This window comes from Aquabacter sp. L1I39 (genome assembly GCF_017742835.1).
In the GTDB taxonomy this organism is placed as follows: Bacteria; Pseudomonadota; Alphaproteobacteria; order Rhizobiales; family Xanthobacteraceae; genus L1I39.
Genome location: NZ_CP072392.1, coordinates 2,084,294 through 2,110,726, shown reverse-complemented (window position 1 = coordinate 2,110,726; position 26,433 = coordinate 2,084,294). Strand labels below are relative to the sequence as shown.

At 66.4% G+C, this 26,433-nt stretch carries 25 protein-coding genes; 18 read left to right on the top strand and 7 right to left on the bottom strand.

Annotated elements, in window-relative coordinates:
- Nucleotides 1-453 precede the first annotated feature (453 nt).
- From ureE to ureG, 3 genes are read left to right on the top strand one after another with little or no spacing between them, the layout of a single operon-like run.
- Nucleotides 454-1,086 carry an urease accessory protein UreE gene (gene ureE, locus J5J86_RS09205; protein ID WP_209104581.1) on the top strand — a complete coding sequence of 211 codons (633 nt, stop codon included), beginning with the start codon at nt 454-456 and terminating at the stop codon, nt 1,084-1,086.
- A gap of 13 nt (nt 1,087-1,099) precedes the next feature.
- Nucleotides 1,100-1,819, top strand: a complete 720-nt coding sequence (locus J5J86_RS09200) for an urease accessory protein UreF (protein WP_209105329.1) — start codon at nt 1,100-1,102, stop codon at nt 1,817-1,819.
- The gene (ureG, locus tag J5J86_RS09195; protein WP_209104580.1) at nt 1,816-2,439 is read left to right on the top strand and encodes an urease accessory protein UreG; all 624 of its coding nucleotides are present in this window, start codon (nt 1,816-1,818) and stop codon (nt 2,437-2,439) included. The genes J5J86_RS09200 and ureG overlap by 4 nt, the downstream gene beginning before the upstream one ends.
- An 88-nt stretch (nt 2,440-2,527) precedes the next feature.
- On the opposite strand, the gene efp is transcribed toward ureG, so the two are convergent.
- Nucleotides 2,528-3,097: an elongation factor P gene (efp, locus tag J5J86_RS09190; protein ID WP_209104579.1), complete on the bottom strand. Its 570-nt coding sequence runs from the start codon at nt 3,095-3,097 to the stop codon at nt 2,528-2,530.
- Between the two features lie 126 nt (nt 3,098-3,223).
- Here efp and epmA point away from each other — a divergent pair, with 126 nt between their 5' ends.
- On the top strand, nt 3,224-4,282 hold the full coding sequence (gene epmA, locus J5J86_RS09185; protein WP_209104578.1) for an EF-P lysine aminoacylase EpmA: 1,059 nt from the start codon (nt 3,224-3,226) through the stop codon (nt 4,280-4,282).
- Nucleotides 4,283-4,477: 195 nt separating this feature from the next.
- Nucleotides 4,478-4,843, top strand: a complete 366-nt coding sequence (locus J5J86_RS09180; protein ID WP_209104577.1) for a DoxX family protein — start codon at nt 4,478-4,480, stop codon at nt 4,841-4,843.
- A gap of 28 nt (nt 4,844-4,871) precedes the next feature.
- Here the strand turns inward: J5J86_RS09180 and J5J86_RS09175 are convergent, their stop codons facing one another.
- Nucleotides 4,872-6,005, bottom strand: a complete 1,134-nt coding sequence (locus J5J86_RS09175; protein ID WP_247658286.1) for an alpha/beta hydrolase — start codon at nt 6,003-6,005, stop codon at nt 4,872-4,874.
- Between the two features lie 238 nt (nt 6,006-6,243).
- Nucleotides 6,244-7,374 carry an aminomethyltransferase family protein gene (locus J5J86_RS09170; RefSeq protein ID WP_209104576.1) on the bottom strand — a complete coding sequence of 377 codons (1,131 nt, stop codon included), beginning with the start codon at nt 7,372-7,374 and terminating at the stop codon, nt 6,244-6,246.
- Between the two features lie 310 nt (nt 7,375-7,684).
- On the opposite strand from J5J86_RS09170, the gene J5J86_RS09165 reads away from it, so the two are divergent.
- From J5J86_RS09165 to J5J86_RS09130, 8 genes are all read left to right on the top strand, one after another.
- Nucleotides 7,685-9,088: an acyl-CoA dehydrogenase family protein gene (locus J5J86_RS09165; RefSeq protein WP_247658285.1), complete on the top strand. Its 1,404-nt coding sequence runs from the start codon at nt 7,685-7,687 to the stop codon at nt 9,086-9,088.
- Between the two features lie 111 nt (nt 9,089-9,199).
- Nucleotides 9,200-9,703 carry a flavin reductase family protein gene (locus J5J86_RS09160; RefSeq protein WP_209104574.1) on the top strand — a complete coding sequence of 168 codons (504 nt, stop codon included), beginning with the start codon at nt 9,200-9,202 and terminating at the stop codon, nt 9,701-9,703.
- Between the two features lie 69 nt (nt 9,704-9,772).
- Nucleotides 9,773-12,016, top strand: a complete 2,244-nt coding sequence (locus J5J86_RS09155) for a DUF1989 domain-containing protein (protein WP_247658452.1) — start codon at nt 9,773-9,775, stop codon at nt 12,014-12,016.
- 269 nt (nt 12,017-12,285) lie between these two features.
- Nucleotides 12,286-13,968, top strand: coding sequence for an APC family permease (locus tag J5J86_RS09150; RefSeq protein WP_209104572.1), 1,683 nt, complete (start codon nt 12,286-12,288; stop codon nt 13,966-13,968).
- Between the two features lie 11 nt (nt 13,969-13,979).
- Nucleotides 13,980-14,567 (top strand): dimethylamine monooxygenase subunit DmmA family protein, encoded by a 588-nt coding sequence (locus J5J86_RS09145; protein ID WP_209104571.1) that lies wholly within the window; start codon nt 13,980-13,982, stop codon nt 14,565-14,567.
- Complete coding sequence (locus tag J5J86_RS09140) at nt 14,564-15,520, top strand: PDR/VanB family oxidoreductase (RefSeq protein ID WP_209104570.1); 957 nt, start codon at nt 14,564-14,566, stop codon at nt 15,518-15,520. Before J5J86_RS09145 ends, J5J86_RS09140 begins: the two co-directional genes overlap by 4 nt.
- A 56-nt stretch (nt 15,521-15,576) precedes the next feature.
- Entirely contained in the window at nt 15,577-16,632 is a 1,056-nt protein-coding gene (locus J5J86_RS09135; RefSeq protein ID WP_209104569.1) for a heme-dependent oxidative N-demethylase family protein, read from the top strand.
- Nucleotides 16,633-16,863: 231 nt separating this feature from the next.
- Complete coding sequence (locus J5J86_RS09130) at nt 16,864-17,922, top strand: NUDIX hydrolase (RefSeq protein WP_209104568.1); 1,059 nt, start codon at nt 16,864-16,866, stop codon at nt 17,920-17,922.
- A 110-nt stretch (nt 17,923-18,032) separates the two neighbouring features.
- Here J5J86_RS09130 and rfbG read toward each other — a convergent pair whose 3' ends face one another.
- The 3 genes from rfbG to J5J86_RS09115 all read right to left on the bottom strand — a co-directional run bounded on the left by rfbG (nt 18,033) and on the right by J5J86_RS09115 (nt 20,865).
- Nucleotides 18,033-19,163, bottom strand: a complete 1,131-nt coding sequence (gene rfbG / locus J5J86_RS09125; RefSeq protein WP_247658283.1) for a CDP-glucose 4,6-dehydratase — start codon at nt 19,161-19,163, stop codon at nt 18,033-18,035.
- Nucleotides 19,124-19,897, bottom strand: a complete 774-nt coding sequence (rfbF, locus tag J5J86_RS09120) for a glucose-1-phosphate cytidylyltransferase (RefSeq protein WP_209104567.1) — start codon at nt 19,895-19,897, stop codon at nt 19,124-19,126. Before rfbF ends, rfbG begins: the two co-directional genes overlap by 40 nt.
- Nucleotides 19,898-20,364: 467 nt before the next feature.
- The gene (locus J5J86_RS09115; RefSeq protein ID WP_209104566.1) at nt 20,365-20,865 is read right to left on the bottom strand and encodes a CYTH domain-containing protein; all 501 of its coding nucleotides are present in this window, start codon (nt 20,863-20,865) and stop codon (nt 20,365-20,367) included.
- A 186-nt stretch (nt 20,866-21,051) separates the two neighbouring features.
- Here J5J86_RS09115 and J5J86_RS09110 point away from each other — a divergent pair, with 186 nt between their 5' ends.
- On the top strand, nt 21,052-21,258 hold the full coding sequence (locus tag J5J86_RS09110) for a hypothetical protein (protein WP_209104565.1): 207 nt from the start codon (nt 21,052-21,054) through the stop codon (nt 21,256-21,258).
- A 17-nt stretch (nt 21,259-21,275) separates the two neighbouring features.
- Here the strand turns inward: J5J86_RS09110 and J5J86_RS09105 are convergent, their stop codons facing one another.
- Nucleotides 21,276-21,545 (bottom strand): hypothetical protein, encoded by a 270-nt coding sequence (locus J5J86_RS09105; RefSeq protein ID WP_209104564.1) that lies wholly within the window; start codon nt 21,543-21,545, stop codon nt 21,276-21,278.
- Nucleotides 21,546-21,693: 148 nt separating this feature from the next.
- Between J5J86_RS09105 and J5J86_RS09100 the strand changes: the two genes are divergently transcribed.
- The 4 genes from J5J86_RS09100 (at nt 21,694) to J5J86_RS09085 (ending at nt 26,433) form a co-directional block, all read left to right on the top strand.
- Nucleotides 21,694-23,478 (top strand): potassium/proton antiporter, encoded by a 1,785-nt coding sequence (locus J5J86_RS09100; protein ID WP_209104563.1) that lies wholly within the window; start codon nt 21,694-21,696, stop codon nt 23,476-23,478.
- 37 nt (nt 23,479-23,515) lie between these two features.
- Nucleotides 23,516-23,815, top strand: coding sequence for a hypothetical protein (locus J5J86_RS09095; RefSeq protein WP_209104562.1), 300 nt, complete (start codon nt 23,516-23,518; stop codon nt 23,813-23,815).
- Between the two features lie 83 nt (nt 23,816-23,898).
- Nucleotides 23,899-25,110, top strand: a complete 1,212-nt coding sequence (locus tag J5J86_RS09090) for an aminotransferase (RefSeq protein ID WP_209104561.1) — start codon at nt 23,899-23,901, stop codon at nt 25,108-25,110.
- Between the two features lie 183 nt (nt 25,111-25,293).
- A complete protein-coding gene (locus tag J5J86_RS09085; protein ID WP_209104560.1) occupies nt 25,294-26,433 on the top strand; it encodes an efflux RND transporter periplasmic adaptor subunit in 1,140 nt (379 codons plus the stop codon).

Sequence of the window (26,433 nt, the reverse complement as noted above, 5' to 3'; positions counted from 1 at the left end):
AGACGGGACAAGCGCCAATTCAGGTGAGAGTGGCGCATCTCATGAGGAGTTTAAGTCTGGAGCCGAAGGCGACCCCTGCTAGCAATTTGATCTTCTTGAGGTCGAGGAGTTTTGTCGATTTGAAGAAACCGGCTGATCTTGCCGCAGAATGCTGGGCTTTCCACTCCAGTGTAGTGGACACTTTGAAAGTAAAAATGATCGTTTGCTTCGGTCGATGGTGCGGTGCGTGGGTGAGGGAAAAACTGGGGGCGAGTGAGCGCATTGGCTCTTTCACAGAGGAAAACCGAAGGGCGTGGGTGAGTGAAGTCTATATGTCAAAGATGACTGGAATGAAGGTTGCCATTCTGACTCACCCTAGCAGAGCAAACTGGTGTTCTGAAACGTGTGACCCCTCACCGATGATTACCCAGTGTATGGCGTTAAATTAATTTGACGCTAACCGGAGACGATAACATGGCCCGTGCTACCCGCATCATCCGTCACCTGGCCGTTCGCGCGGAGCAGGTGGTCGACACCATCACCCTCGATCATCACGCCCGCCACCGCCGGCGGATCGCGCTGACCTCCGACACCGGCGCGGAATTCCTGCTGGATCTCGACCGCGCCACCGTGCTCGATGATGGCGATGCGCTGGTGCTGGATGACGGCCGGCTCATCCGCGTGAAGGCGGCGCCCGAGACGCTGCTGGAGATCACCACCTTCAACCCGCTGCGCCTGATGCGCGCCGCCTGGCACCTGGGCAACCGCCATGTGCCCACCGAGCTCACCGAGAACGCGCTCTATGTGGCGGATGACAAGGTGATCGAGGAAATGCTGCGCGGCATCGGCGCCGCCACGGTGGCCGTGGTGCGGCCCTTCCGGCCGGAGCGCGGCGCCTATGAGGCGGCGCAGGAGCACGCGCACCAGCACGGGCATCACCATCACGGTGACCATGACCATGGCGACGACCATGACCATGCCCATTGCGGGCACGACCACCATGACCACGATCACGCCCATACCCATCGGGAGGTGCATGGCCACGCCCATGCCCACGCGGAAGCGGGCGCAAGCTGCGGGTGCGGACATCACCACCATCACGACTGACCTGCCGGGCGCAATGCCCGGCGCCGCAGCGCCAGATCAGGGAGAGGCGGCGGCCGGCATCGGCCTGCTGCCCCTTTTCGCGTGGCTGTCCCCGAGCTTCCCCGTGGGGGGCTATGCCTATTCCCACGGCCTGGAATGGGCGGTGGAGGCGGGCGACGTGGACCGCGAGCCGAGCCTTCTTGCCTATGTGACCGACATATTGGAGCACGGCTTTCCCCGCTCCGATGCCATCCTCTTCGCCCATGCCTACCGGGCGGCCGCCGCCGATGACGCGGCCGCGCTGCGCGAGGTGAATGAACTGGCCGTCGCGCTCTCTCCCTCTGCGGAACTGCGGCTGGAGACCTGCCAGCAGGGCCGGTCCTTCCTCGATGCGGTCACCGCTGCCTGGCCCCATCCGCGCCTGTCGCGCCTCGCCCCGGTGCTGGAAGGGGAGGAGGTGGCCTATCCCGTGGCGGTCGCGCTCGCCTGCGCCGCCCATGACGTGCCCTGCGCCAGCGCTGGGCAAGCCTTCATGCTGGCCCAGGTGCAGGCGCTCCTCTCGGCCGCCTTGCGTCTCGCTCCCGTCGGCCAGACCGCCGCCGCCCGCATCCTCGCCGCGCTGTCGCCCCGGGTGGCGCACCTGGCCCATGCCGCGCAAACGCTGGGGCTCGACGAGATCGGCACCGCCACCTTCCGGGCCGATCTCGGCTCCTTCCGTCACGAAACCCAATATACGAGGCTTTTCCGCTCATGAGCGCATCCGGCAACGGCCCCCTTCGGGTGGGCATCGGCGGTCCCGTCGGCTCGGGCAAGACCGCCCTCATGGAGATGCTCTGCAAGACGTTTCGCGAGCGCTACAACATCTGCGCCATCACCAACGACATTTACACCAAGGAAGACGCCCGCCTTCTGACGGTGGCGGGCGCGCTGGATCCGGAGCGCATTCTGGGGGTGGAGACGGGGGGCTGCCCGCACACCGCCATCCGTGAGGACGCCTCCATCAATCTGCGAGCGGTGGCGCAGATGGAGGCGAAGTTCCCGGGGCTCGATCTGGTGCTGATCGAATCGGGGGGCGACAATCTGGCCGCCACCTTCTCGCCGGAGCTGGCGGATCTCACCGTCTATGTGATCGATGTGGCCGGCGGCGAGAAGATCCCGCGCAAGGGCGGGCCGGGCATCACCCGCTCCGACCTGTTGGTGGTCAACAAGACCGACCTTGCGCCGCTAGTGGGCGCGGACCTCTCCATCATGGAAGCCGACACCCAGCGCATGCGCCAGGGCCGGCCCTATGTCTTTGCCTCCATCCGCCACGGCAAGGGCGTGGAGGTGGTGGCCGACTTCATCGTGAAGGCCGGCGGTCTGAAGGCGGCCTGAGCGCCGTCTTGGCCAAAGAAAAAGCCCGCCTCCCGTGAGGGGGGGCGGGCTTTTTTGCGCGGGCAGCGTCGGACGATCCGTCAGACGATCAGTCCTTGGCGCGTTCCACATAGGAAGCGTCGGCGGTCATGATGACCACGCGGGTGCCGGCGGACACGTGCGGGGGCACCATGGTGCGCACGCCGTTGGACAGCATGGCCGGCTTATAGGAGGAGGAGGCGGTCTGGCCCTTCACGGTGGGCTCGGTGTCCACGATCTCAAGGGTGACGCGCTGGGGCAGTTCGATGGCGATGGGCACGCCATTGTGCAGGGAGAGCATGCATTCCATGCCTTCCTGGAGATAGACCTTCTGGTCGCCGATCACGTCCTCGGGCACGGCGACCTGGTCGTAGGTCTCCGGGTTCATGAAGGTGAAGCCGTCGCTGTCCTGGTAGAGGAAGGTGTGGGGCCGGTCCTCCACGAAGGCACGCTCCACCTGCTCGGTGGTGCGATAGCGCACCGAGATCTTCACGCTGTCGGAGATGCGGCGCAGATCCATCTGCGTAACGGGCGTTCCCTTGCCGGGATGGATGTTCTCGGCGCTGATAACCACGTAGAGCTTGTCCTCGATATCGACGACATTGCCCTTGCGCAGAGAGCTGGCGATGACCTTGACCACGGCTTGTCTTCCTCAAAACTTTGGCGGCGCCCTCATGCGCCTTGTGGGCGCGCAACATAACGATCCTGACGGGTTTCGCCAGTCTTCCTTTCCGCTGGGCGCCCTCTGGTGCGCAAGGGGCGGGCTGTGAGCGGGCAGGCGAGCCCCTGGTGGGACAGGTCGGTGCATCAGGACCGCCGCGGCTTCCTGCTGGCGCGCGGGCGTATCCTCAAGGCGGTGCGGGATTATTTCGCCGCCGACGGCTTCCTGGAGGTGGAGACGCCGGTCCTCCAGGTCTCGCCCGGCAACGAGGCGCACCTGCACGCCTTCGCGACCGTGTGGACCGCCCCGGACGGGGAAAGCCATCCTTATTACCTGCGCACCTCGCCGGAATTTGCCGCCAAGAAGCTGCTGGCGGCGGGCGAGCCGCGCATTTTCGAGCTGGCCCGCGTGTTTCGGGACCGGGAACGGGGGCGCACCCATCATCCCGAATTCACCATGCTGGAATGGTACCGGGCGGAAGAGCCCTATGAGGCGCTGATGGCCGATTGCGCCCGTCTGCTGGCCCTGGCGTCGCAGGCGGGGGGCGTCACCACCTTTTCCTATCGCGGCATGGCGTGCGATCCCTTCGCTGCGCCGGAAAAGGTGACGCTGGCGGAAGCCTTTGCACGTTTTGCGGGCATCGACCTGCTGCCCTGTCTTGCCCCTGCCGGGCAGGAGCCCGACGCCGGCCCCTTGCACGCGGCGGCTGTAGCGGCGGGAATCCGGGTGGCGGAGGATGACACCTTCGCCGACGTCTTCTCCCGTGTGCTGGTGGAGAAGGTGGAGCCGCATCTGGGGCAAAGGCGGCCGACCATCCTGTGCGAATACCCCTCCTCGGAGGCGGCGCTGGCGCGCCCCAAGCCCTCCGATCCGCGCGTCGCCGAGCGGTTCGAGCTCTATGCCTGCGGGGTGGAACTGGCCAATGCGTTTGGCGAGCTCACCGACGCGAAGGAGCAGCGGCGGCGATTCGCGGTGGAGATGGACGAGAAGGCGCGCCTGTACGGGGAACGCTACCCCATCGATGAGGGCTTTCTGGCCGCCCTCTCCGCCATGCCCCCCGCCAGCGGCTGCGCGCTGGGCTTCGACCGGCTCGCCCTGCTGGCTTCCGGGGCGCGGCGGATCGAGGACGTGCTGTGGGCGCCCGTAGAGTGGGGCGGGAGGTAATATTTTCGTGAGCCCGCCATAATTGCGCCGCATCAATGGCGTGGTGCGGCGCGGGGTGCATGGTCTCCTCATCGCACTTCAGGAGTATTCATTATGTCGTTGACCTCATCACACGGAGCGGTCGGCGCCCCATTTTCAATTCGTTCCCTTATCGGACCGGTTACTCTGCCCAACCGGTTTGCCTTGACTGACGGAATGAACGTTGTCCGGATAATGGCGGGGCTGTTTTACGCGCCGCACGTCTATCAGAAGCTGACGTCCGTCGAGCCGACACTTGCCTTCTTCGCGAAGGCGGGGCTCACGCCCGCGCCGCTCTTCCTGGGTATGGCCGTGCTGTGCGAGGCCTTGGCCTTCCTCGGCCTCACCTTCGGCCTCTTCACCCGCTGGATCGGGCTCCTGTCCTTCGGCTGCATGGTGGTGGCGGCCTATGCCATCCTTCAGACCAAGGGCGTGAACTGGTACTGGGCCAAGGGCGGCATCGAGTATCTGGCCTTCTGGGGCATCACCTCGCTGGCCATCGCCATCGATGCCTGGCGCAAGGAACAGGCCCTGAAGGCGTGAGGCTCGGGAGGGGAGCCTGCTGGAGGGGTTAATTCCCCTCCAACTGGCGCATCTTGGCATCGTCGATGCCGCTGATATGGACGCCGTCCAATTCGATCACGGAGGGCGTTGATCCTGCGGGCGCGCTCCTCTGCTTATCGATGATGCCCCGCAACTGGGGCGCCATCTCCGCCAATTGCGCGAACTTTCCATGATTCATGGAATCGAGCGCCTTCACATTGGTCATGTCCACCACGATGGCGCCCAGCCCGACAAGATCACCATCATCCGTATAGGAGCCGAGCCGCTCCTTGTTGCCGGCGAGGAAATCCGAAAAGCTCAACGCCTTGTCGTCGTGAGAGACCACGACGATGAAAGGCTTCTCGGGCTTGCCGAACCGCTTGAGCTGGGTCTTGAACACATCCACGTCGATGTCGGGCGCGGCCAGGATGATGTTGCCCACGCGCTTGGCGGGGATCATCTTGCCGGCGATCCTCATCTGCCGCAGCGTTTCCACCGTCAGCCAGTTGCCCATGGAGTGGGCGATGATCGTGATGGAATCCGCCTGGCTCTGGGCCACCAGGTTCAGCGTGCGCTCCAGGCTGTCGCGGGCGGCGGTGGCGCTGTTATTGTCATAGACATAGTCCTGCGTGCGCCCGCGCGAGGCCCAGGTGAAGAGAACGGGCGCCCCCGGCTGGCCGGAATCGTGGACCATCTGGGCGAGACGGAACAGAGCCTCGGAGAATTGGGTATTGTAGCCGTGCACGAACACCACGGCCTGCTTGCGGCCCGCGGGCAGCTTGGCGAGCTGCGCGTTCAGGTCGGCCAGGAATTGCTGGTCGGTGTCCAGATAGACCGCCTCGTGCACCACCATGTCGGTGGCGGGATTGCCCGGCTGTTCCTTGGCCCATTCGATGTCGCCGGGCTTGTGGGCGGGCGGCACGGTGAGGGTGACGGTGGCGAAGTCCAGCTTGGCGGAGCGCTCGCCATTGAACAGCGTGCCCGGGCGCGGATCACGGGCGCGGGTGGTGGCGACCATGATCGTGTAGGGCTTGGCCCCCGGTGTCGCCGCAAGCGTGGGGGTGAGCACGTCGGGCCCCGGGCGGGAGGCGCAGCCCGGCAGGGCAACCAGGACCGCCAAGGCGAGGGCAAGGCCCATCGCGGCACCAGGGCGCGCGGTCAACGGGGCACCGAGGAATGGGGCGCCGCAGGGGCGCAGGGAGAACAACCAGCCGAACACGCGCGACGTCCATACGCAGGCCAAACCAGCGCGCACCATAAGCGTGGCCGCGCCTTGGCGCGAGTGGTGGGGGCGGGCGGGCGGCGGAAACCGGCGCCTTGATCGCAAGATCCTTAAGAAATGGAATGACCCGGCGCTGTCCTGACACGGCGCCGGGTCGCTCGTTATGCGGCCTGACGCGTCAGGCGCGTTCTTCCAGCGGGTGGGTGCGCAGGCGCATGGGATCGTAGAAGGGCGTGCGGACCACATAAGCCGCGAAGGTCTCGCCGCCATCCACCACCTCGAGCTTGGTTCCGAGCGCGGTGAGGGAGGGGATGAGCGAGACCATGGCTAGCGACTTCATGAGATGCTGGGAGAAGACGGTGGAATTCACCGTGCCCACTTCCTTGCCGTCCTTGAAGATCTTGGCGCCCGGCGTGATGGCCTTGTGGTGCTCCACCTCAAGCCCCGCTTGGTGGGTGCGCTCGGTGCCCTTGCGGCGGATGAGGGCCTCCTTGCCCCGGAAGTCGGGCTTGGAGAGGTCCACCGTCCAGTCCATCAGCACTTCCCAGGGGGTCGTGTCGGGGTGGGGCATGTCAAAGGGGAAGAAGAGCAGGGCGCCTTCCACGCGCACGATGTCGAGGCAATCCCAGGAAACGGGCATGACGCCGAAGGGGGCGCCGCGTTCCAGGATCTTGTCCCAGATGAACACCGCATCCTTGGCGGCGCAGAACACCTCATAGCCCCGCTCGGCCGAATAGCCGCCGCGCGCGATGGATAACTCGATGCCATAGAGCGTGGTGCGGGCATGGCCGAAATAGGGGATGGTCTTCAGGTCCAGCGGCGTGTCGGGCTGGAGGATGTCCAGCGCCTTGGGTCCCTGGAGCGAGAGGATGTGGATGTCCTCGTCCCGCGGGAAGCTCACCTCGAGCCCCTCCGCCAGTGCCGGCAGCGCTTCCTCGGTGGCGCCGCCGCCATGGGAGAGGCGATAGGCGTTCTCGCCGTCGCAATAGATCAGCACGTCGTCGATCAGGCCGCCATTATCGTCCACCATGGACGAGATCATGGAGCGGCCGGGCGCGATCTTGCTGACGTCGGAGGTGACGAGCTTGTTCAGCAGCCTGGTCGCGTCCGGCCCCGTGACGTTCAGGATCTTGAGGGCGGTGACATCGATGAGGCCGGCCCGATAGCGCACCGCCGCCGTCTCCTCATAGGGATCGGTGGCATAGTGCTGGGGGATGGCCATGTCGTTCCAGGACTCCTCCAGCTTGGAGCCCAGGGCCTTGTGGCGCTCATTGAGGATCGACTGCCGCAATTGGGTGGCACCCGTCATTTTTGTCCCCTCGGTGTGCGAAAATCCGCGCCATCCTGAGGATTCTGGATCGTCCTTGTCAATTACTTTTCCTGACAAGAAATTATCACCGGAGCGTGCCTCAAAAAGCATCCGCCAAGGCCTTGGAAATCCGTTGAATCCCGGAGTGTGGGCGAAAAATATGCAACCGGGTGCCTCATTTTGGGCTTGCGCTCCGTTCGAGCAATGGCATGCTGTTTCTGCGGCGTCAAAAAAGTTCACTGAGGGGAACAGTCGCCGGCCGGTTTTCGACAGTCCTGGAATTTCAGGCCCGAACGGGCGGAGCACACGCATGTCCGATGTCAAGAAATGGGGAAGCGAAGAGTTCTGGGGTCTCGGTTTCGAGTGGGACCCCCAATGGCTGCTCACCCCCGCCCAGAAAGACCTCCAGGGCAAGTTGATCGCCCTGTGCGAGGCCACTTTGCGCGCAAACGCGGTGGAAAGCGACGCGCAATACATCTATCCCCGCAAGAATTTCGAGGCGCTTGCTTCGCTCGGCCTGCTCTCCTTGACCGTCCCGAAGGAATTGGGCGGCCTGGGCGAGAACCATGTCTGCGCCGCCATGGTGGTGGAGACCATCGCCCGCTATGGCTGTCCTTCCACCGCCATGTGCTACACCATGCATCTGGGCGCGGTCGCGGCGGCGCTGCTGCGACACCATGAAAACCCCATCCTGATCGACATCCTCAAGCGCCTGGACAAGGACGTGCTCATCGGCACCCTGTCCTATTCCGACCCGGAAACCGGCTCCCATTTCTGGTACCCCATCTCTTCCAAGGCCGAAGCCCATGGCGAGGGCTGGAAGGTCACGAAGAAGGCCTCCTGGACCACCTCGGGCGGCTTTGCCGACTGGTACATCATCCAGACCACCAGCCCCGGCTTTGCTGGCGACTATTCGGACCTGTCCTGCTTCCTCGTCACCAAGGACGAGGTGAAGGCCAACCCCTCCGAGTGGGACGGCCTCGGCCTGCGCGGCAACCAGTCCGGCCCCATCGCGGTGGAGAACGCCATCCTGCCCAAGGAGGCCCTGGTCGGCCCCATCGGCGATGGCGCCAAGTCCAATGACGAGGTGGTGGACCCCTTCTTCCTCACCTGCTCGTCGGCCTGCTGGAACGGCATTTCGCTCGCGGTCATCGACATCGCCAAGCGCCACACCACCCGCAAGACCCACAATGACGTGGGCATGCGGGTCGCCGACTATCCCACCATCCAGGACTATGTGGGCGAGGCGATCATGGACACGAATGCCTGCCGGGCCTTCGTCTTCCAGATGGCGCAGGCGCTGGATTCGGTGACCAACAATTGCGACTGGTCCATCCACAAGGACCTGGACGCCCTGCCGCGCTCCACCTTGTTGCACTGGCTGTGGCAGGTGAAGTTCGAGGCCTCCAAGAACGTCGCCCATGTCACCGACAAGATGCTCCATGCCTGCGGCGGCACCGGCTATCGCCCCGCGCTCCAGATCGAACGCTATCTGCGCGACGGCAAGGCCGGCTGGGTGATGGGCCCCACCAACGAGGTGCTGCGCCAGTTCGTCGGCAAGGCCTCGCTCCTGGGCTTCGGCGCGCTCGACTACTGGAACAAGTCCATCAACGAGCGGGTGCTCAACAACGAGATCAAGAAGATGAGCGAGGCGGAAAAGCGCGCCTTTGCCGAGAAGCTGCTCGCCGACGTCGCCCCCGCAAAGGTGGCCTGACGGCCCGTCCTCGTCTCGCCCCCAATGGGGCGCGGCCGGCGCGGGCGATCATCGTCCGCGCCGGCGCCTCACAGGTAGAAGCGCCACAGGATGCCGCCACAGGGTGCGCCCATGACCACGCTCGATCTCGACGCCCGCTTCGATCCGCGCGAATTGCGCAATGCGATGGGCCGCTTCGCCACCGGTATCGCGGTGGTGCTGGCCCATGACGAGGACGGCCCGGTGGGCGTCACCGTCAATTCCTTTTCCTCCGTTTCCCTCGATCCGCCTTTGGTGCTGTTCTCCATGGCGCGGTCGCTCTATTCGCTCTCCCGCCTCCAGCGCGCGCCGGCCTATGCCATCAATGTGCTGATGGAAGGCCAGGAGGCCATTTCCAACCGCTTCGCCCGCGCCGGCGCCGACAAGTTCGCCGACCTCATGCTGCGGCGGGGCGTGAGCGGGGCGCCGGTGCTCGATCCCATGCTCGCCTGCTTCGAGTGCCTGCCTTACGCGGAATATGACGGCGGTGACCATGTGATCTTCGTCGGCCGCGTGGTTCACCTGCATGTGGAAGGGGAGGGCGATCCCCTCCTTTATTATCGCGGCGGCTATCGCAGCCTCGCCCGGTCGGCCTGAGGATTGCCCATGGACGCGCCCACCGATTTCGTCCCCGCCGGCCCCGTCCGCGCCCGCCTGCCGGAGCGCATGCGGGTGCATGGGGGGGATTGCGTGGCCTTCCAGCTGCGCCTCGGCGACACCCTTTCCGTCACCGATCCCGAAGGGCTCCAGCCGGCGCATCTTTTCGTCTTCGACGGCACCGGAGCGCCCGCGCCAGAAAGCCTCGGCCTTGCCGGCCTACCCGAGGGCCTCGTCCTCGGCGATGTGCTCGCCAGCTCCGGCGAACAGGGCCGGGCCGCCGCGCGGCGGACGGACGCGGCGGGCCTGTCGAAGACCGCCACCGCCCGCGTGCTGTTTGCCGAGGGCGATCGTGCCGGCCAGTCCGCCCGCTTCACCGCGGCCACCGACCTCCTGGTCTTCGTGGCCGCCGCCGGCCCCCTCATGGCGCCGGACGAGCAGGCCCCGCCTACGGACCTGGAGGTGGAAGTCACCCGCGCCGCCGGCGCGCCGGATCTGCCGCCGCCGCTCGGCGCCGTGACGCTGGACCTGCGCATTCCTGCCGCGCAGGCCCGCGCCTTCCGGGTGAAGGCGGGCGACTATATCCAGATCATCGACGTGGAAGGCCGGCAATGCTCGGATTTCCTCGCCTTCGATGCCGCCGCTTTGGAGGAGGGGGTCGAATATGGCCTCGACGCCACCACCACCCGCACTCTGATGGGCGCGGCCTATCCGGGGCCGGGGCTGCACTCGAAATATTTCGACGAGCGGCAGGTGGCATTGGTTGAAGTGGTGCGCGACACGGTGGGCCGCCACGATACCTTCGCGCTGGCCTGCTCGGCCAAATATTACGAGGACATGGGCTATCCCGGCCATGCCAATTGCTCGGACAATTTCAACGCGGTGCTCAAGCCCTATGGCATTCGCGAGCGGCGCGGCTGGCCGGCCATCAACTTCTTCTACAACACCTGCATCGAGGGCTCGAACGCGCTGACCATGGACGAGCCCTGGTCGCGCCCCGGCGACTATGTGCTGCTGCGTGCCCTCACCGACCTCGTCTGCGCCACCTCCTCCTGCGCCGATGACATCGATCCGGCCAATGGCTGGGACCCCACCGACATTCATGTGCGGGTCTATGACGGGGCTGAGACCATCTCCAAGGGAATTGCGTTCCGCATGACACCCGACGCCGAACCGCGCCTCACCCGCGAGAGCGCCTTCCATCCGCGCCTTGCCGCGCTTACCCGCAACTTCGTGGAATATCGCGGCTTCTGGCTGCCCACCTGCTTCACCGGGGCGGGACCCATCGCCGAATACTGGGCCTGCCGGGAGAAGGCGGCGGTCATGGACCTCTCGCCTCTGCGCAAGTTCGAGGTGACCGGCCCGGACGCCGAGGTGCTGCTTCAGCGCACGGTGACCCGCGACATCCGAAAGCTGGCGGTGGGGCAGGTGGTCTATACGGCGCTCTGCTACGACCATGGCGGCATGATCGACGATGCCACCGTTTTCCGCCTCGGCCCGGCCAATTTCCGGGTGGTGTGCGGGGAGGAATTCACCGGCGTGTGGTTGCGCACCAAGGCGGCGGAATGGGGCCTGAAGGTGTGGGTGAAATCCTCCACCGACCAGCTCCACAACATCGCCGTGCAGGGGCCGCTCAGCCGGGAGATCCTCGCCGACGTGATCTGGACCTCGGCGGTGCAGCCCTCCATTTCCGAGCTGAAATGGTTCCGCTTCGCCGTGGGCCGCCTCGGCGGGCCGCAGGGGCCGGCGCTGGTGGTCTCGCGCACCGGCTATACGGGGGAGCTGGGCTTTGAGATCTGGTGCCACCCGAAAGATGGCGTCGCCCTGTGGGACGCGGTGTGGGCGGCCGGCGCGCCCAAGGGGCTGACCCCGCTCGGTCTCACCGCACTCGATATGCTGCGCATCGAGGCGGGGCTTGTCTTCGCGGGCTATGATTTCTGCGACCAGACCGACCCCTTCGAGGCCGGCATCGGCTTTGCGGTGGCCAATAAGGACGAGGATTTCGTCGGCCGCGAGGCGCTCGCCCGCCGCAAGGCCAATCCGGCGCGCAAGATGGTGGGCCTCGTCGTCTCGTCCAATGAGGATGTGGGCCATGGCGACCCGCTTTATGTAGGCCGCGCCCAGGTGGGCGTCGTCACCTCCGCCACCAAGTCCCCCATCCTCAAGCAGAACATCGCGCTTGCCCGGGTGGATGTGTCGCTCGGCGGCACCGAAGTGGAGATCGGCAAGCTGGACGGTCACCAGAAGCGCATTGGCGCCACCCTCGTGCCTTTCCCCCATTTCGACCCGCAGAAGACGAGGGTGCGCGCCTGAAGGTTTTGGATCGCGTGCGTTGGCGTTAGGGAAAGCAATGGAACTGCCACGCATCGCATGGAGCGGTGCGTGGTCGACTTTGTTTTGTTGTGTTCAATAAAAATTTTGCTGAATACAGAAGGTTCGGCCGCAGTGTTGCTTGAAGGCTGAAAAAGAGGCAGTCTTGCCTAAAAATTCATGCCGACATGACCTATCGGAACATTTATATCTTCGTTGACAACAAATTTTCTCGGTAGGAAAGTCCCTTCCCATAAAGAGGGGAACAATCCATGACAATCACCACCACTACGGACATTGCGTCCGTCCCGGTCGAGGGCGGATTGCAGCGCAAGATCAGTTGGACCGGGGCCTTCTGGATCGCCAGCGGCGTCCCGGCCTTGGTGCTGTTCTCCATTGGCGCCATCGGCGCCACGGTGGGGGCGCCCGCTTGGTTCGTCTGGATCCTGTCCATCATCTTCGGCTTCATCCAGGCCTTCTCCTATGCCGAGATTGCCGGCCTGTTCCCGCACAAGTCGGGCGGCGCCTCGGTCTATGGGGCCATTGCCTGGGTGCGCTATTCCAAGCTGCTGGCGCCCTTCTCGGTCTGGTGCAACTGGCTGGCCTGGTCGCCGGTCCTGTCCATCGGCTCGGGGTTGGCGGCGGGCTATGTGCTGTCCATCCTGTTCCCGGCGGACTCGGTGGTGAACACCTGGACGCTGACCCTGGTGGACCTCACCTGGCTGAAGGCGGGCCTGGCGCTGCGCATCAACGCCACCTTCATCCTGGGCGCGGTGTTGCTTCTGGTGGCCTTCGCCATCCAGCATCGCGGCATCGGCCAGACCGCCAAGGTGCAGGTGATCCTGGGTGTCGTGGCCCTGCTGCCGCTGATCCTGATCGGCCTCGTGCCGCTGATCACCGGCGATGTGCTCGCCTCAAATCTCGGCCCCTTCGCCCCGCTCGCCAAGGATGAGGCGGGCAAGGTGATTGCCGGTTCCTGGGATATGGCGGGCATCACGCTCATGGCCGGCGGCCTCTTCATCGCCGCCTGGTCCACCTACGGGTTCGAGACCGCCGTCTGCTACACCCGCGAGTTCCGCGATCCCAGCCGCGACACCTTCAAGGCCATCCTCTATTCCGGCCTTCTGTGCATCTTCGTCTTCACCATCGTGCCCTTCACCTTCCAGGGCGTGCTGGGCCTTGGCCAGCTGGTGACCCCGGCGGTGACGGACGCCTCGGGCGCGGTTGTGACGCCGGCCGTCTATTCCGGCATCCTGAACGCCGACATCTATTCCGGCATGGGTGTTGCAAGCGCCATGGCGGACATGATCAAGGGTGGGCCGGTGGTGCACAACATCATCGTGGTGATGCTGATCCTGGCGCTCATGCTGGCCATCGTCACCTCGATGGCGGGGTCCTCGCGCACGCTCTATCAGGCCTCGGTCGATGGCTGGCTGCCCAAGTATCTGAGCCATGTGAACGAGAATGGCGCGCCCACCAAGGCCATGTGGACGGATCTCTGCTTCAACCTGATCCTGCTCATGATGTCCGACTATGTGTTCGTGCTCGCCATCTCGAACGTCTGCTACATCCTCTTCAACTTCCTGAACCTGAACGCCGCCTGGATCCACCGCATCGACCGTCCGGCCTGGGATCGCCCCTTCAAGGCCCCCACCTGGCTGCTGGCGGGCGGCACGGCGCTGTCCTTTGTCAATCTGGTTCTGCTGGGCATGGGCGCGGACATCTGGGGCGCGGGCACGCTGGTGACCGGCATCATCTGCTCGGCGCTCATCATCCCGGTCTTCTGCTTCCGCCATTATGTCACTGACAAGGGCCGTTTCCCGGCGGCCATGATGGAGGACATGCACCTGCGCCAGGAGGCCGGAGCATCCACGCGGGCGGGACTGCTGCCCTACCTCGCTCTCGCCGCGGGCGCCGCGGTGGTGATCATCGCGCGCCTCGTGGCCGTCTACTGAACGGAGGATCGATGACCGACCAAGGCATCAAGAGCCGTCCCCGCTACCAGCCGTTGGAGATCGATCCGGCGGGCCGGCACCACCTCCTGGTGGTGCCGAGCGAGGACGTCCCCTCGGACGCGGTGGCGGAGGGCTTTGCGCCCTCCGCCTTCGAGGTCTGGACGGTGGTCCGCAAGTCCGCCCTTCCGCCCTCCGCCATCACGGAGGAAGCGGCGGGCACGGTGCGGGCCTTCCGCTCCCCGGCCCATCTTTTCTCCGCTTTGGAAGAGCGGCTCGCCCGCGAGACCATGGGGCTGCGCCTTTATGCGGTGGGACCCGAGGACTTCCTGTGGGACGTCTATGGGGTGGGCGAGAAGGCCGGCCTCAGCCCCCAGGAAATGCGCTTCACCCATTCCGGCACCAAGGCGCGGCGGATCTTCTGCGTCCATTGCCGGGCGGTGACGGAGAAGGTGACCACCTCCATCGTCACCTGCTCGGGCTGCGGTGCCAGTCTGTTCGTCCGCGACCACTTTTCCCGCCGCCTGTCCGCCTTCATGGGCGTCCAGGTGGATGCCGAAGCCCCCGGCGACGTGCCGGCCGCCGAGGAGCTCTACGCATGACCGCCGCCCCCACTCTGTCCGTCCGCATCCGCGAGATCGAGCCCTTGGGCGCGAGCCTGAAGCGCTTCGCGCTGGAGCCGGCCCATGGCGGCGAATTGCCCACCCCGGCGCCGGGCGCCCATATCCTGCTCACCTTGCGCGACGGCGGGCGGGTGATGAAGAACGCCTATTCCCTGGTCTCGCCCGCTGCGGCGCGGGACCGCTACGAGATCATCGTGCGCCGCGTCGCCCAGTCGCGCGGCGGCTCGGCCTTCCTGCACCAGCAGGCGCGGGAAGGGGACGTGATCGACATCGGCTATCCGGTGAACCTGTTCCCGCTCCAGGCCAAGGCGAGGAAGCACCTCTTGATCGGCGGCGGCATCGGCATCACGCCGCTTCTGTCCCATCTCCACCTCCTGAAGGCGCGGGGCCTGAAGTTCGAGATGCACCAATTGTGCGCCCCGGAGGAGGCCGGCGTGTTCGAGGCCTTGCTCGCGCCCTATGGCGAGGCGGGCGAGATCCTGGTGCACGGCACCGGGCGGGCGCGCTTTGACCTCGCCGGCATCCTCGCCCGCCAGCCGCTCGGCACCCATGTCTATACGTGCGGCCCCCGTACGCTGATGGAGGCGGTGGCCACCACGGCGTCGGCGCTGGGCTGGCCCGCCGGCAAGATCCACAAGGAGAGCTTCGGCGAAAACTCCGGCGGCCTGCCCTTCAAGGCGATGCTGGCGCGCTCCGGCATCGAGGTGGAGGTGGGCGAGACCCAGTCGCTCCTGGAGGCGGTGGAAGCCGCCGGCATCGATGCGCCGTGCCTGTGCCGGGGCGGGGCCTGCGGCGAGTGCAAGGTCAGCGTGCTGGAAGGCGAGGTGGAGCATCGCGACGACTTTCTCTCCGCCGAGGAGAAGGCGTCCCAGGGCGCCATCATGCTGTGCGTCTCGCGCGCCCGTGGCGCCCGGCTCGTGCTCGATCTGTGATCCCTTTTTCGCCGCCCGCGCCCGGGCGGCGGACAGCCATTGCCGAGGATGTGGCCATGACCCTGCAATTCAAGCCGGACGAGACCTTCCGCAAGGATTTCACCTATCGGAACTCCGATGCCGGCATCCTGCGCTTTCCCTTTCCCTTCCCCGAAGACGAATACATGTATTCGGTGAACATCGAGCCCCATGTGCGCGGCGGCCCCACCGCCGCCTTCCAGGCGGCGTTCGATGTGGACGAGCATTATGTGGCCGAGTGCCGGGAGCGGGCGCTCGTGCTCGCCGAGGACCCCAAGCGCTGCCAGGTGCTGCCCCATATGGAACTGGCCCAGTGGGACACGCTGGAACTGATCATGGAGAGCCTGGCGGCGGATTATCCCGACCTCTTCTCCCTCTCCAAGGATGGCGACCTCTGGACCTGGGTGAACAAGCCGCTCTCGATCCAGCAGACCTTCACCTTCGGCAAGGCCGACACCCTGCCGTGCCCGCCGTTCGAATACATCACCCGCCAGGCCCAAGGGGACTTCACGCTGCAGGACCAGCGCGAGGACAATCTCTATGTGGATGGCGGCATGGTCACCACGCAGGCCGACTGGTCGCTGGAATTCGACATCGGCATGAGCTTCCACGAATGGCACGGTCCGGTGCCGCTCGCCCATGAGAAGGGGGTGTTCGACCGCGCGTTGAAATACCTGCTGCGCCTGCAATATGGCCAGCCGGTGCGGCGGCTCAACTGGACCATGACCATCAATCCGCGCCTCGACACCTCGCCGGAAAACTACCCCGTCTGGGGGCCGGACCGCACCACCATCACGCCGGAGAACGTCGCCGAAAAGGTGCATCTGCGGGTGGAATTGCAGACCCTGTTCCGCCTGCCGCGTTCCAACGCCATCCTGTTCGGCATCCGCTGCTATCTGGCCAGCGTGGCGGAGCTCTCCCGCGTGCCCAAATGGCGCAAGCGCCTGCACCGGGTGCTGCGCGACCTTCACCCCGCCATCCAGGAATATAAGGGCCTGCCGCGCTACCGGCAGATGGTGATCGACACCCTCGCCCCCTTCGATGACGGCGCGCCGCTCTCCAAGGGCATTCAGAGCGACCTGACTGCGCTCTGAGCCACGCCGGCCGGGGAGGGGACTTGGTCCTCGCCCCGGATGGCGTCGCCTTTGCATTTTTCAATCGCTGGGACTGCATATTTTTCCGCCACGACATGATCGTGCCGCGCCCTTAGGTGATATTGCGCGCCTAGAAGAGGTGGGTTCGGGATTCGCGGCATGGCGGACACCAACGGCACATACCGCGTCCAATATGCGGCTTTGCCCTATCGCGTTCGGCAGGATGGCGAGGTGCAGTTGCGCCTTGTGACGTCGCGCGAGACACGTCGCTGGGTGATCCCCAAGGGCTGGCCCATGAAGGGCATCCCCCCGCACAAGGCGGCGGCGCGCGAAGCCTATGAGGAAGCCGGTCTTCTCGGCTCCATCGCCAGCACGCCCCTCGGCATCTATCGCTACGACAAACGCCTGTCCGCCACCCGCTCCGTGCTGTGCGACGTGATGGTCTTCCCCATGAAGGTGAAGCGCTATCTGAAGAAGTGGCCCGAGCGCTCGCAGCGCGTCGGCTTCTGGTTCTCCATCGAGACCGCCGCCTCCGTGGTGCAGGAGCCGGAACTGGCGAGCCTGATCCTGGAATTCGGAACCCTGATGGCGGAGCGCCACGCCGAAAAGCGCGCCAAGCAGGAAGCCCTTGCACAGGCCAAGGCCGCAGAGGCCACGCCCAAACAGGCTGCGACGAAGACGGCCGCATCCAAAAAGGCGGCCGCGAATCCGGTCGCGACCGATTCGAAACAGGAGAGCGAGGCGCTTTCGGACGACAGCGCGCCCGTCGCCCCGGCGAAACTGCTGCCTGTGGAGGCGAAGGCCGTTGCGGCCAAAGTGATCAAGGATGAGCCGAAGACGACCGGAAAGGTGAAGCCGAAAAGCCCGTCCAAGGCCAAGGCCAAAGCCGAGCCTAAGGCCAAGGCCAAGGCGACGGCGGAGGCCGCGCCGGCCGGGCAGGCAGGAAAGACGACAGAGGTCAACAAAGCCGAAGCCGACAATGGAGTCGGCAAAAAAGAGCCGGTCAAGAAAGCGCCGGTCGAGAAGGACCCGCTCAAGACGGCGCCAGAGAAGAAATCGCAGGCCAAGAAGGCCGCTGCGAAGAAGGGGAAGGCGCTACCAAACCTTGCTGCGCCGGACCCGGAAGGGGCGGGCGCGATGGCCGGCGAGAGCGACATCTCCCTGCCCCTCGAAACGCTGGTGCCCAAGGGTAAGGCCGCGACGCAAGGCGGTCCGCCCGCGAAGACGGCGGCCGGCAAGAAGGCGCCCGCGAAGAAAAAGGCGGTCGCGCGCACATCCGAGGACATTTAGAGCCGCATCCGAGCAGACGGGATCGCCATGCGATCCCGTCTGCTCGGTGAATCCGTGTCTTTCAAAGTGATGGGGGGCGCTTCACCGACCAGATGCCGGACGGCCGCGCCTCACCCGAAGGCCGGTGCCTCCAGGGCGGCGGCATAGGCATCGATCTGCGCGTGCGTCATCGCCTCCATGTCCGCGCCCCGGTGCCAGGCGGCATACCAGTCGGCGGTGAGGCGGATGGCGTCGGCAAAGCGCAGGCGCGGATGCCACCCCAGCTGGGACTTGGCCTTGGCGCAGTCGAGCCGCAACAGGCGCGCCTCGTGCGGCGCGTGAGGCTGTGTCTCGATGTCGATGCGTCCTGCTCCAAGGGCTTGCGCCATGGCCTGCGCCACCTCGCGCACGGGACGGTCGTCACCCGGATCGGGGCCGATATTCCACGCCTCGTCCACTCCGTCCGGCGCGGTGGCGAGGCGCTCGGCGAGGATCAGATAGGCGCCGAGCGGCTCAAGCACATGCTGCCAGGGCCGCACCGATTGTGGATTGCGCAGCCGCACCACGCCCTCCGGGCCGAGGCACCCGCGCACGATGTCCGGCACCAGGCGGTCGGCCGACCAGTCACCGCCGCCGATCACATTGCCGGCCCGTACGGTGGCGATGCGGGCGGAATGGCCCTGCGGCGTGAAGGGCTTGAAGAAGCTGCGCTGCATGGACTGGGCGGCGATCTCCGCGCAGCCCTTGCTGGCGCTGTAGGGATCACGGCCGCCAAGCCGGTCCGCCTCCCGATAGCCCCACACCCATTCCCGGTTATCGTAGCACTTGTCGCTGGTGACGACGACCACGCTCGCAATGCCCGGCGTCCGGCGCACCACGTCGAGCAGCGTGACGACACCCGTCACATTGGTGGCGAAGGTGCCGATGGGGTCCTCGTAGGACGGGCGCACCAGGGATTGGGCCGCGAGGTGAAGCACGATGTCCGGCCGGGCATCCGCCATGGCCTGTGCGAGGCGGGGACGGTCATTGATGTCGCCGATGACGCTGCGGATGCGCGTCTCCAGCCGGCACAGGGCGAACAGGTTCGGTTCGCCCGCCGGGGCGTGCGCATAACCGGTCACCTCCGCGCCCATGCGGGCCAGCCAGGCGGCGAGCCATGCCCCCTTGAAGCCCGTATGGCCGGTGACCAGAACGCGGCGGCCACGCCAGAAGCCGGGAACCATCACCCCCACACCTTCCAGGGCGCCCTGCCGCTGGCCCACAAATCCTCCAACTGGACCTTGTCGCGCAGGGTGTCCATGGGTTGCCAGAAGCCGGTATGTTCATAAGCGTGGAGCTGACCGTCCCGTGCCAGCCCTTCCAGCGGCTCGCGCTCCCAGGGCGTGGCGTCGTCATTGCCCAGATAGCGCTCCACGTCCCGGTTCAGCACGAAGAAGCCGCCATTGATGAAGCCGCCTTCGCCGTCCGGCTTTTCCCGGAAGGTGCGCACGTCGCCCTCGACGATCTCCAGATAGCCGAAGCGCTTGGGCGGATAGGTGGCGGTGACCGTGGCAAGGCCCCCATGGGCCTTGTGGAAGGCGATGGACCGCGTGATGTCCACGTCAGCGACGCCGTCCCCATAGGTGAGGCAGAAGGTATCGTCCTTCACATAGGGCAGGACGCGGCGCAGCCGGCCGCCGGTCATGGTGCTCTCCCCGGTGTCCACCAGGGAGATCGACCAGGGCTCGGCATCATTGCGGTGAACGTCCACCGTGCCGCTGCGAAGGTTGACCGTCAGGTCCGACATGTGCTGGGCGTAATTGATGAAGTATTCCTTGATCATGTAGCCCTTGTAACCAAGGCAGATCACGAAGTCGTTGATCCCGTGGTGGGAATAGATCTTCATGATGTGCCAGAGGATCGGATGGCCACCGATCTCGACCATGGGCTTGGGCCGGGTGAGCGTCTCTTCGCTCAGCCGCGTCCCGAACCCGCCGGCCAGTATCACCGCCTTCATCGCCCTGACCCCACAACTCACGCCCCTGCGCGCCTGTTCAGGTGTGGCAGCGGCAGGCGGCCGCGAGCAAGGCGGGATCCTGCCGTTTTGGAGGAAGCGCGGCGGGGGAGGGCGGGGCATGGGTGCGCGAAGGGCGCCTTGGGGCTGCACGCGTCTAAGGCGGGAGGCGGTATGAGGGGCAACGCCGGCAAGGGCGGCGGGCGGCCGGACGCGGCGATCCCGGCGCACGGACGCGGTTCTGGCCAAAGCCTTGGATCGCCGGCCCTTTTTGCCGTGGCTTCAGCGAAACGGCACCGGTCGGCGCGGTCAGGGCTGGGACCCTGCGCGGCGTGTCCCGGTGCGCGTCGGATCGCTGGGGGGCGGGCGGTCCGCCTGCTGGTCCGCACGTCCCCGCACACGGGGCAAAGCCGCCAGATCGGATGCGATTCCGGCGGCCGCGCCCGGCGTCCAAAGGGTGGCGCGGTCGCTCAGTGGCCGGCGCTCACGTCCCGCAGACACGGGCCGGCCGCCAGGGTGATGCGGCGGATCAGGGCGGCGCTGCTGAAATTGGCATCGGCGGTGACCTCCCGTCCAACCCAGGCGGGAAGGCGGAAGGGTTGGTCGTCGGTGCGCAGTTCCACTTCCGCGATGACGAGACCGGTCAGCGCGCCGGCGAACTCGTCCACTTCCCACACCACGTCGTCATGGGGAATGCGGAAGCGCGTCTTCTCGATCAGGGGGCCATTGCACAGGTCCGCCAGCATCTGGTCCGCATCGGCCACCGGAATGGCATATTCGAACTCGGCGCGGCTGATGCCTTGCTTGGGCCCCTTCACCGTGATCCAGGCGATCTGCGCGCTGCGGCGGATGCGGACTTTCCCCCGCGCCATCCGGGCCAGCAGGCCCTCCGTGAACATTTCCCCCACGCCCGCGCTCGCGCGCCAATCATCGTTCGCGACGAGGAACTTCCGTTCGATCTCCAGGGCCATGCAAAGTCCGGCGCATGTTGCAAGTGCCGCCTTCTAGCATAGCTCGGATCATGTTGCACTGCGGGATGGGCGTCGCCCGGCTCCAGATCCACGCCCTTTCCGCCAAGACTGTGCGGGGCGCCGTCCTTTTCCGCGTTCTGCGGCCGCTCGCCTCATTGTGCGCAACTTTGCCCCGCTTGATGACGCATGCTCTGCGCCGAATGCTCCCGCTGCCGCCGGAAATCCATCATAGGTCTGGCTCCCGCCGACGTTTACCTGCCGAGGCCCGCCGACGCGGCCGGGGCCGCTCAGGGCGCGCGCCTGCGCTGCGACCTCTGCGGCAGCAAGGACGTCAAGCTGATCCGCGTCGCCTCCCCGGCGGAAGCGGTCGCGTTCGTCACGTCGCGGATGTGAGGGAAAGGGTGGCGCTGTCAGGCCCGGCCGCGGCAGGCCCATCCGGCCGCAAGGTCGGGCGGCAGAGGAATGCCGTGACTCACCACGGGCCGTTCGGCAAGGGGTGCGCCGTCCGCATCAATGGCATAAACGGCGAGACCGGCCGCATGGAGACGATCCATTTCCGCCATGGCCAGCGCCAGATCCAGGTCGAAGCAGATGGTGTCCGGCTCCTGGAACAGGGCTCCGGACGATGTGCGAACGCATGCTCGCACCAGATAGGCATAAGCCGTGGGGGCCATATTCATGGCTCTTGTCTCCGTTCGCACAGCCGCGCTCCCCCGCGGAACGCATTCAGGCTGCTTGAACATTGCGGGACGATACGCCCCGCGATCCGGAACGGCTACAGTGATTAATTGACCATGTGGTTCAGCTGGCAGGAGGAACGAAGCGGGAATGGATGCGGTGTTCCTGACGAACCTGATCCTGCTGGTGTGCGCCGCCCTGGTGGTGGCGGGCACGGTCTCCAGCCTGGTGGCGGCGCGCTTCGGCGCGCCCATCCTGCTGGTCTTCCTGCTGGTGGGCATCGTCGCCGGCGAGGACGGGCTGGGCGGCATCCAATTTTCCGATTATTGGGCCACCTATATGGTGGGCTCGGCCTCGCTGGCGGTGATCCTGTTCGACGGCGGCCTGCGGATGCGGGCCTCCAGCATGCGCGGGGCGGTGGTGCCCGCCTTCCTCCTGTCCACGGTGGGGGTGCTGCTGACCGCCGTCCTGGTGGCGTTCCCGGCGGCCTGGCTGTTCAGCCTTTCGCCGCTCCAGGCGCTGCTGGTGGGGGCCATCGTCGCCTCCACCGATGCCGCCGCCGTCCTGTTCCTGGTGCGCGCGCAAGGCCTGAAGCTCGGCCGGCGCGTGGGCGCCGTGATCGAGGTGGAATCGGCCACCAACGACCCGGCGGCCGTGGTCATGACGGTCATCCTGGTGGAACTGATCTCGTCCGGCGCCGCCAATCCCGGCTGGACCATGGGCGTTGGCGTGTTGCGCGAACTGGCCATCGGCACGGCGGTGGGCGTCGCGGGCGGCTATTTGCTATCGGTCTTCCTCAACCGGGTGGAACTGCCGGGCTCGCTGCAGCCGGTCATGGTGGTGTCCTCCGCCGTGCTGCTGTTCGCCGCCACCGCCATGCTGCATGGCTCGGGCTTCCTGGCGGTCTATCTGGCCGGGCTCGTGCTGGGCAACCGGCCGGTGCGCGGGCTCGCGGGCATCATCTCGTTCCACGATACGGTAAGCTGGCTGTGCCAGATCGTCATGTTCACCATGCTGGGCTTGCTGGTGACGCCCCACAAGCTGGCGGAGGCCGTGATCCCCGGGCTCGCCATCGCCGCCTTCCTGTTCCTGGTGGGGCGTCCGGCGGCGGTGTTCGCATGCCTCGCGCCTTTCGGCTTTTCCGTGCGGGAGAAGGCCTTCATCTCCTGGGCGGGGCTGCGGGGCGCGGTGTCCATCTTCCTCGCCACCATACCCATGCTGGCGCACCTGCCGGCGGCGCAGATCTATTTCAACACCGCCTTCATCGTGGTCCTCGCCTCCCTGCTGCTGCATGGCGCCACGCTGGTGATGGCGGCCCGGCGCCTGAATGTGGCGCTGGCGGAGCCCATGCGCGATCCGCAACGGTTCGAGATCGACCTGCCGGGCCAGACCGAGCACGAACTGGTCGGCTATCCTGTTACCGCCAAGACGCTGGCCATCAGTTCCGCCTTGCTGCCCGACTGGGCCCGGCTGGTGCTGGTGGTGCGCGACAAGCGCATCCTGAGCGCGGAGGAGGCGGGAGCGCTGGTTACGGGAGACTATGTCTATATCCTCGCCCCGCCGCGCCGGGTGCACCAGCTTGACCGTTTCTTCGTGGAGGAGGAAATGGTGTGGGCGGACGATACCGCCTTCCCGTTCGCGGGCGATGTGCGCATGGGCGACGTGGCCGACCTTTACGGGCTGCCGGTCAGCGACACCGAGCGGCCCATGACAATTGCGGATGCCTTTGCCGACCGCGCCGATGAGCGCCCGGCACGCGGCATGCGCATCGCGCTCGGCCATGCGGTGCTCGAGGTGCGCTCGGTGGATGGCGGGCGGGTGACCCAGGCCGCCCTGCATTTCGAGCAACTGGACGGGGAGGTGCCGCCCTTCGGGTTCCGGCGCCTGGCGACGCGCCTGCGCTTGCGGCGTCCCGTGGTGCGTGGTCCGGTGTGAAACGGGCGCGGGGCCGGGTGGGCGAACGGAGAGAAAGATGGCGCGTTTCTTCATGCGTGGGCGCGGCGGGAGCGGGGAGGGGGCGCGGGATGCGGCCCGCAAACTCGCCGATCGCATCCGCGAGATCCTCCAGCTGGAAGAGGAGGCCACCGTCTCCGTCACCGAGATCGCCTGCGGCGATCCGGCCTGCGGCGGCGCGGAGACCGTGATCCTGGTCATGCGCCCCGGCCGGCGCACCGAGGCGGCCAAGCTCCTGAAGCCGCTCGCCACCGTCACCGAGGAGGAACTGATCCCGGCTCTCGCCCCGCTGGCCGGCCCGGAGGTGCGTTCGGCCTGAGGCGCGGGGCGCTCTTGGCCCTTCCGGCCCTTCTATTGGCGCGGTTCCGGTTCTATGAGGGGGGCGACACGAGCCCGAGTGCAATGACCGATATCCTCACCGCCCCCCGTTCCGCCGCGCCCGCGCCGGCCCGCAGCTTCAATCCCGTCTATTCCGGCCTGCCCACCACCATCTTCGAGGTGATGTCCGGTCTGGCCCGCACCCACGAGGCCATCAATCTGGGCCAGGGCTTCCCGGACGATCCGGGTCCGGCGGATGTGCGGGCCAAGGCGGCCGAGGCGGTGGTCGAGGGGTGGAACCAGTATCCCCCCATGATGGGCCTGCCGGAACTGCGCCGGGCGGTGGCCGACCATTATCGCCACTGGCAGGGCCTGAGCCTGGACCCCGACAGCGAGGTGATGATCACCTCGGGCGCCACGGAGGCCTTGGCCGGCGCGCTCTTCGCGCTCATCGAGCCGGGCGACGAGGTGGTGCTGTTCCAGCCGCTTTATGACGCCTATCTCCCGCTGGTGCAGCGCGCCGGCGGCATTGCGCGCCTGGTGCGCCTGGAGCCGCCCTCCTGGCGCATCACGGCGGAGAAGCTGGAAAAGGTGTTCTCGCCGCGCACCAAGCTGGTGCTCTTCAACAATCCGCAAAACCCCACCGGCATCGTCCATTCGGACGCCGAAATGCAGCTTCTGGCGGAGTTCTGCGTGCGCTTCGATGCCTTTGCGGTGTGCGACGAGGTGTGGGAGCACATCGTGTTCGACGGCCGCCGCCACCGGCCCCTCATGGCCCTGCCGGGCATGCGGGAGCGCACGGTGAAGATCGGCTCTGCCGGCAAGATCTTCGGCATGACGGGATGGAAGGTGGGCATGGTCTGCGCCGCCCCGCCCATCATGAAGGTGCTGGCCAAGGCGCACCAGTTCCTCACCTTCACCACTCCGCCCAACCTCCAGAGCGCGGTCGCCTACGGGCTCGGCAAGGAGGATGCCTATTTCGAGGGCATGCGGGCCGATCTGCAGCGGGCGCGCGACCGGCTGGCGGGCGGCCTTTCCGCTCTCGGCTTCGACGTGCTGCCCAGTGCTGGCACCTATTTCCTCTCGGTGGACCTCGCCGCCCTCGACCCGAAGCTCGACGACGAGGCCTTTTGCCTGGATCTGGTGAAGACCCACGGCGTTGCGGCCATTCCGGTGTCCGCTTTCTATGCCGAGGACGCGGTGCGTTCCGTCGTGCGCTTCTGCTTTGCAAAGCGCGATGCGACCCTGGACGGCGCCCTGGAGCGGTTGAGTGGTGCGTTGCACAATTATCGGTAGTATTTTGCCGCTAGGGAAACAAAAAATCAACGCATTACCCCCCGACAACGTGATCGCCAGTGCCATCGGGTGCGTGTAACGTTCATTTCAGCATGGGGCAGGGCATCTGTCCCATGCGATCCCGGACATGTGACGCGAGGATTTATGTCGGCGGGGAAGGCATCGCGGGGCCTGCGGCCCCTAATGGCCGTGATCGTCATGGCCGTGCTTGCGGGCGGAGGCTGGGCCTGGTCCCAGGGCCTGGTGCCGGACAAGTTCCTTCCCTGGAAGAAGGGCGGCACCACAGCTGCCGCCCCGCCCCAGACGCGCGGCGTGCCGGTGCTGGTGGCGACCGCCGTGCGCAAGGCCATGCCGCTGCGGGTGGAGGCGCTGGGCACTGTCGAGCCCATGATCTCCGTCACCATCCGCACGCGGGTGGCAAGCCGGGTGGATGCGGTGAAGTTCGAGGACGGCGCCGCCGTGCGCGAGGGCGACGTGCTGTTCGTGCTCGATTCCCGTGACATCGACGCCCAGATCCTCCAGGCAGAGGCGACCTTGTCCCGGGACAAGGCGCAACTGGAGAAGGCGCAGCGCGATGTGGACCGCTATTCCGGCCTGCTGGCCCGAAACGCGGTCTCCCAGGTCCAGGTGGAGGACGCCAAGACCACCGCCGACGTCCAGAAGGCAGTGGTCCAGCAGGACGAGGCCAATCTGCAATCGCTGCGCGTCCAGCGCTCCTATTATGAGATCAAGGCGCCCGTCACCGGTCGCGTGGGCGTTGCCGGTGTGCGTCCCGGCGCGGTGATCCGGGTGGACGACACCATGGCCACCGTGCGCCAGATCAAGCCCATTTACGTCGCCTTCGGGGTGCCGGAGCGCTATCTGGGCGAATTGCGCGCCACCATGGGCACGTCCGAGGTCCAGTTCCGCCTCCAGGGCGGGGACGAGCAGGTGACCGGCGGCAAGGTGGTGGCGCTCGACAACACCGTCGATCCCCAGACCGGCACCTTGATGGTGCGGGCGCTCTTCCCCAATGCCGACGAGCGGCTTTGGCCGGGCACGCTTGGCGACGTCACCGTCACGCTGCGGATGGAGCCGAACATGGTGGCGGTGCCGGCCGAGGCGATCCAGAGCGGCCAGAATGGCACCTTCGTGTTCGTGGTGGAGAACAACACCGCCGCCGTGGTCCCCGTGAAGATCTCGCGCACGGTGGACGGTCAGGCGGTGGTGACGGCGGGATTGAAGGGCGGCGAGGTGGTGGTCACCGAGGGCCAGCTCGCGCTGCGCAGCGGCACGAAGGTGGAAGTGAAAAGCGCCAACGGGGCGGTGACCGCCGGGAGTTGA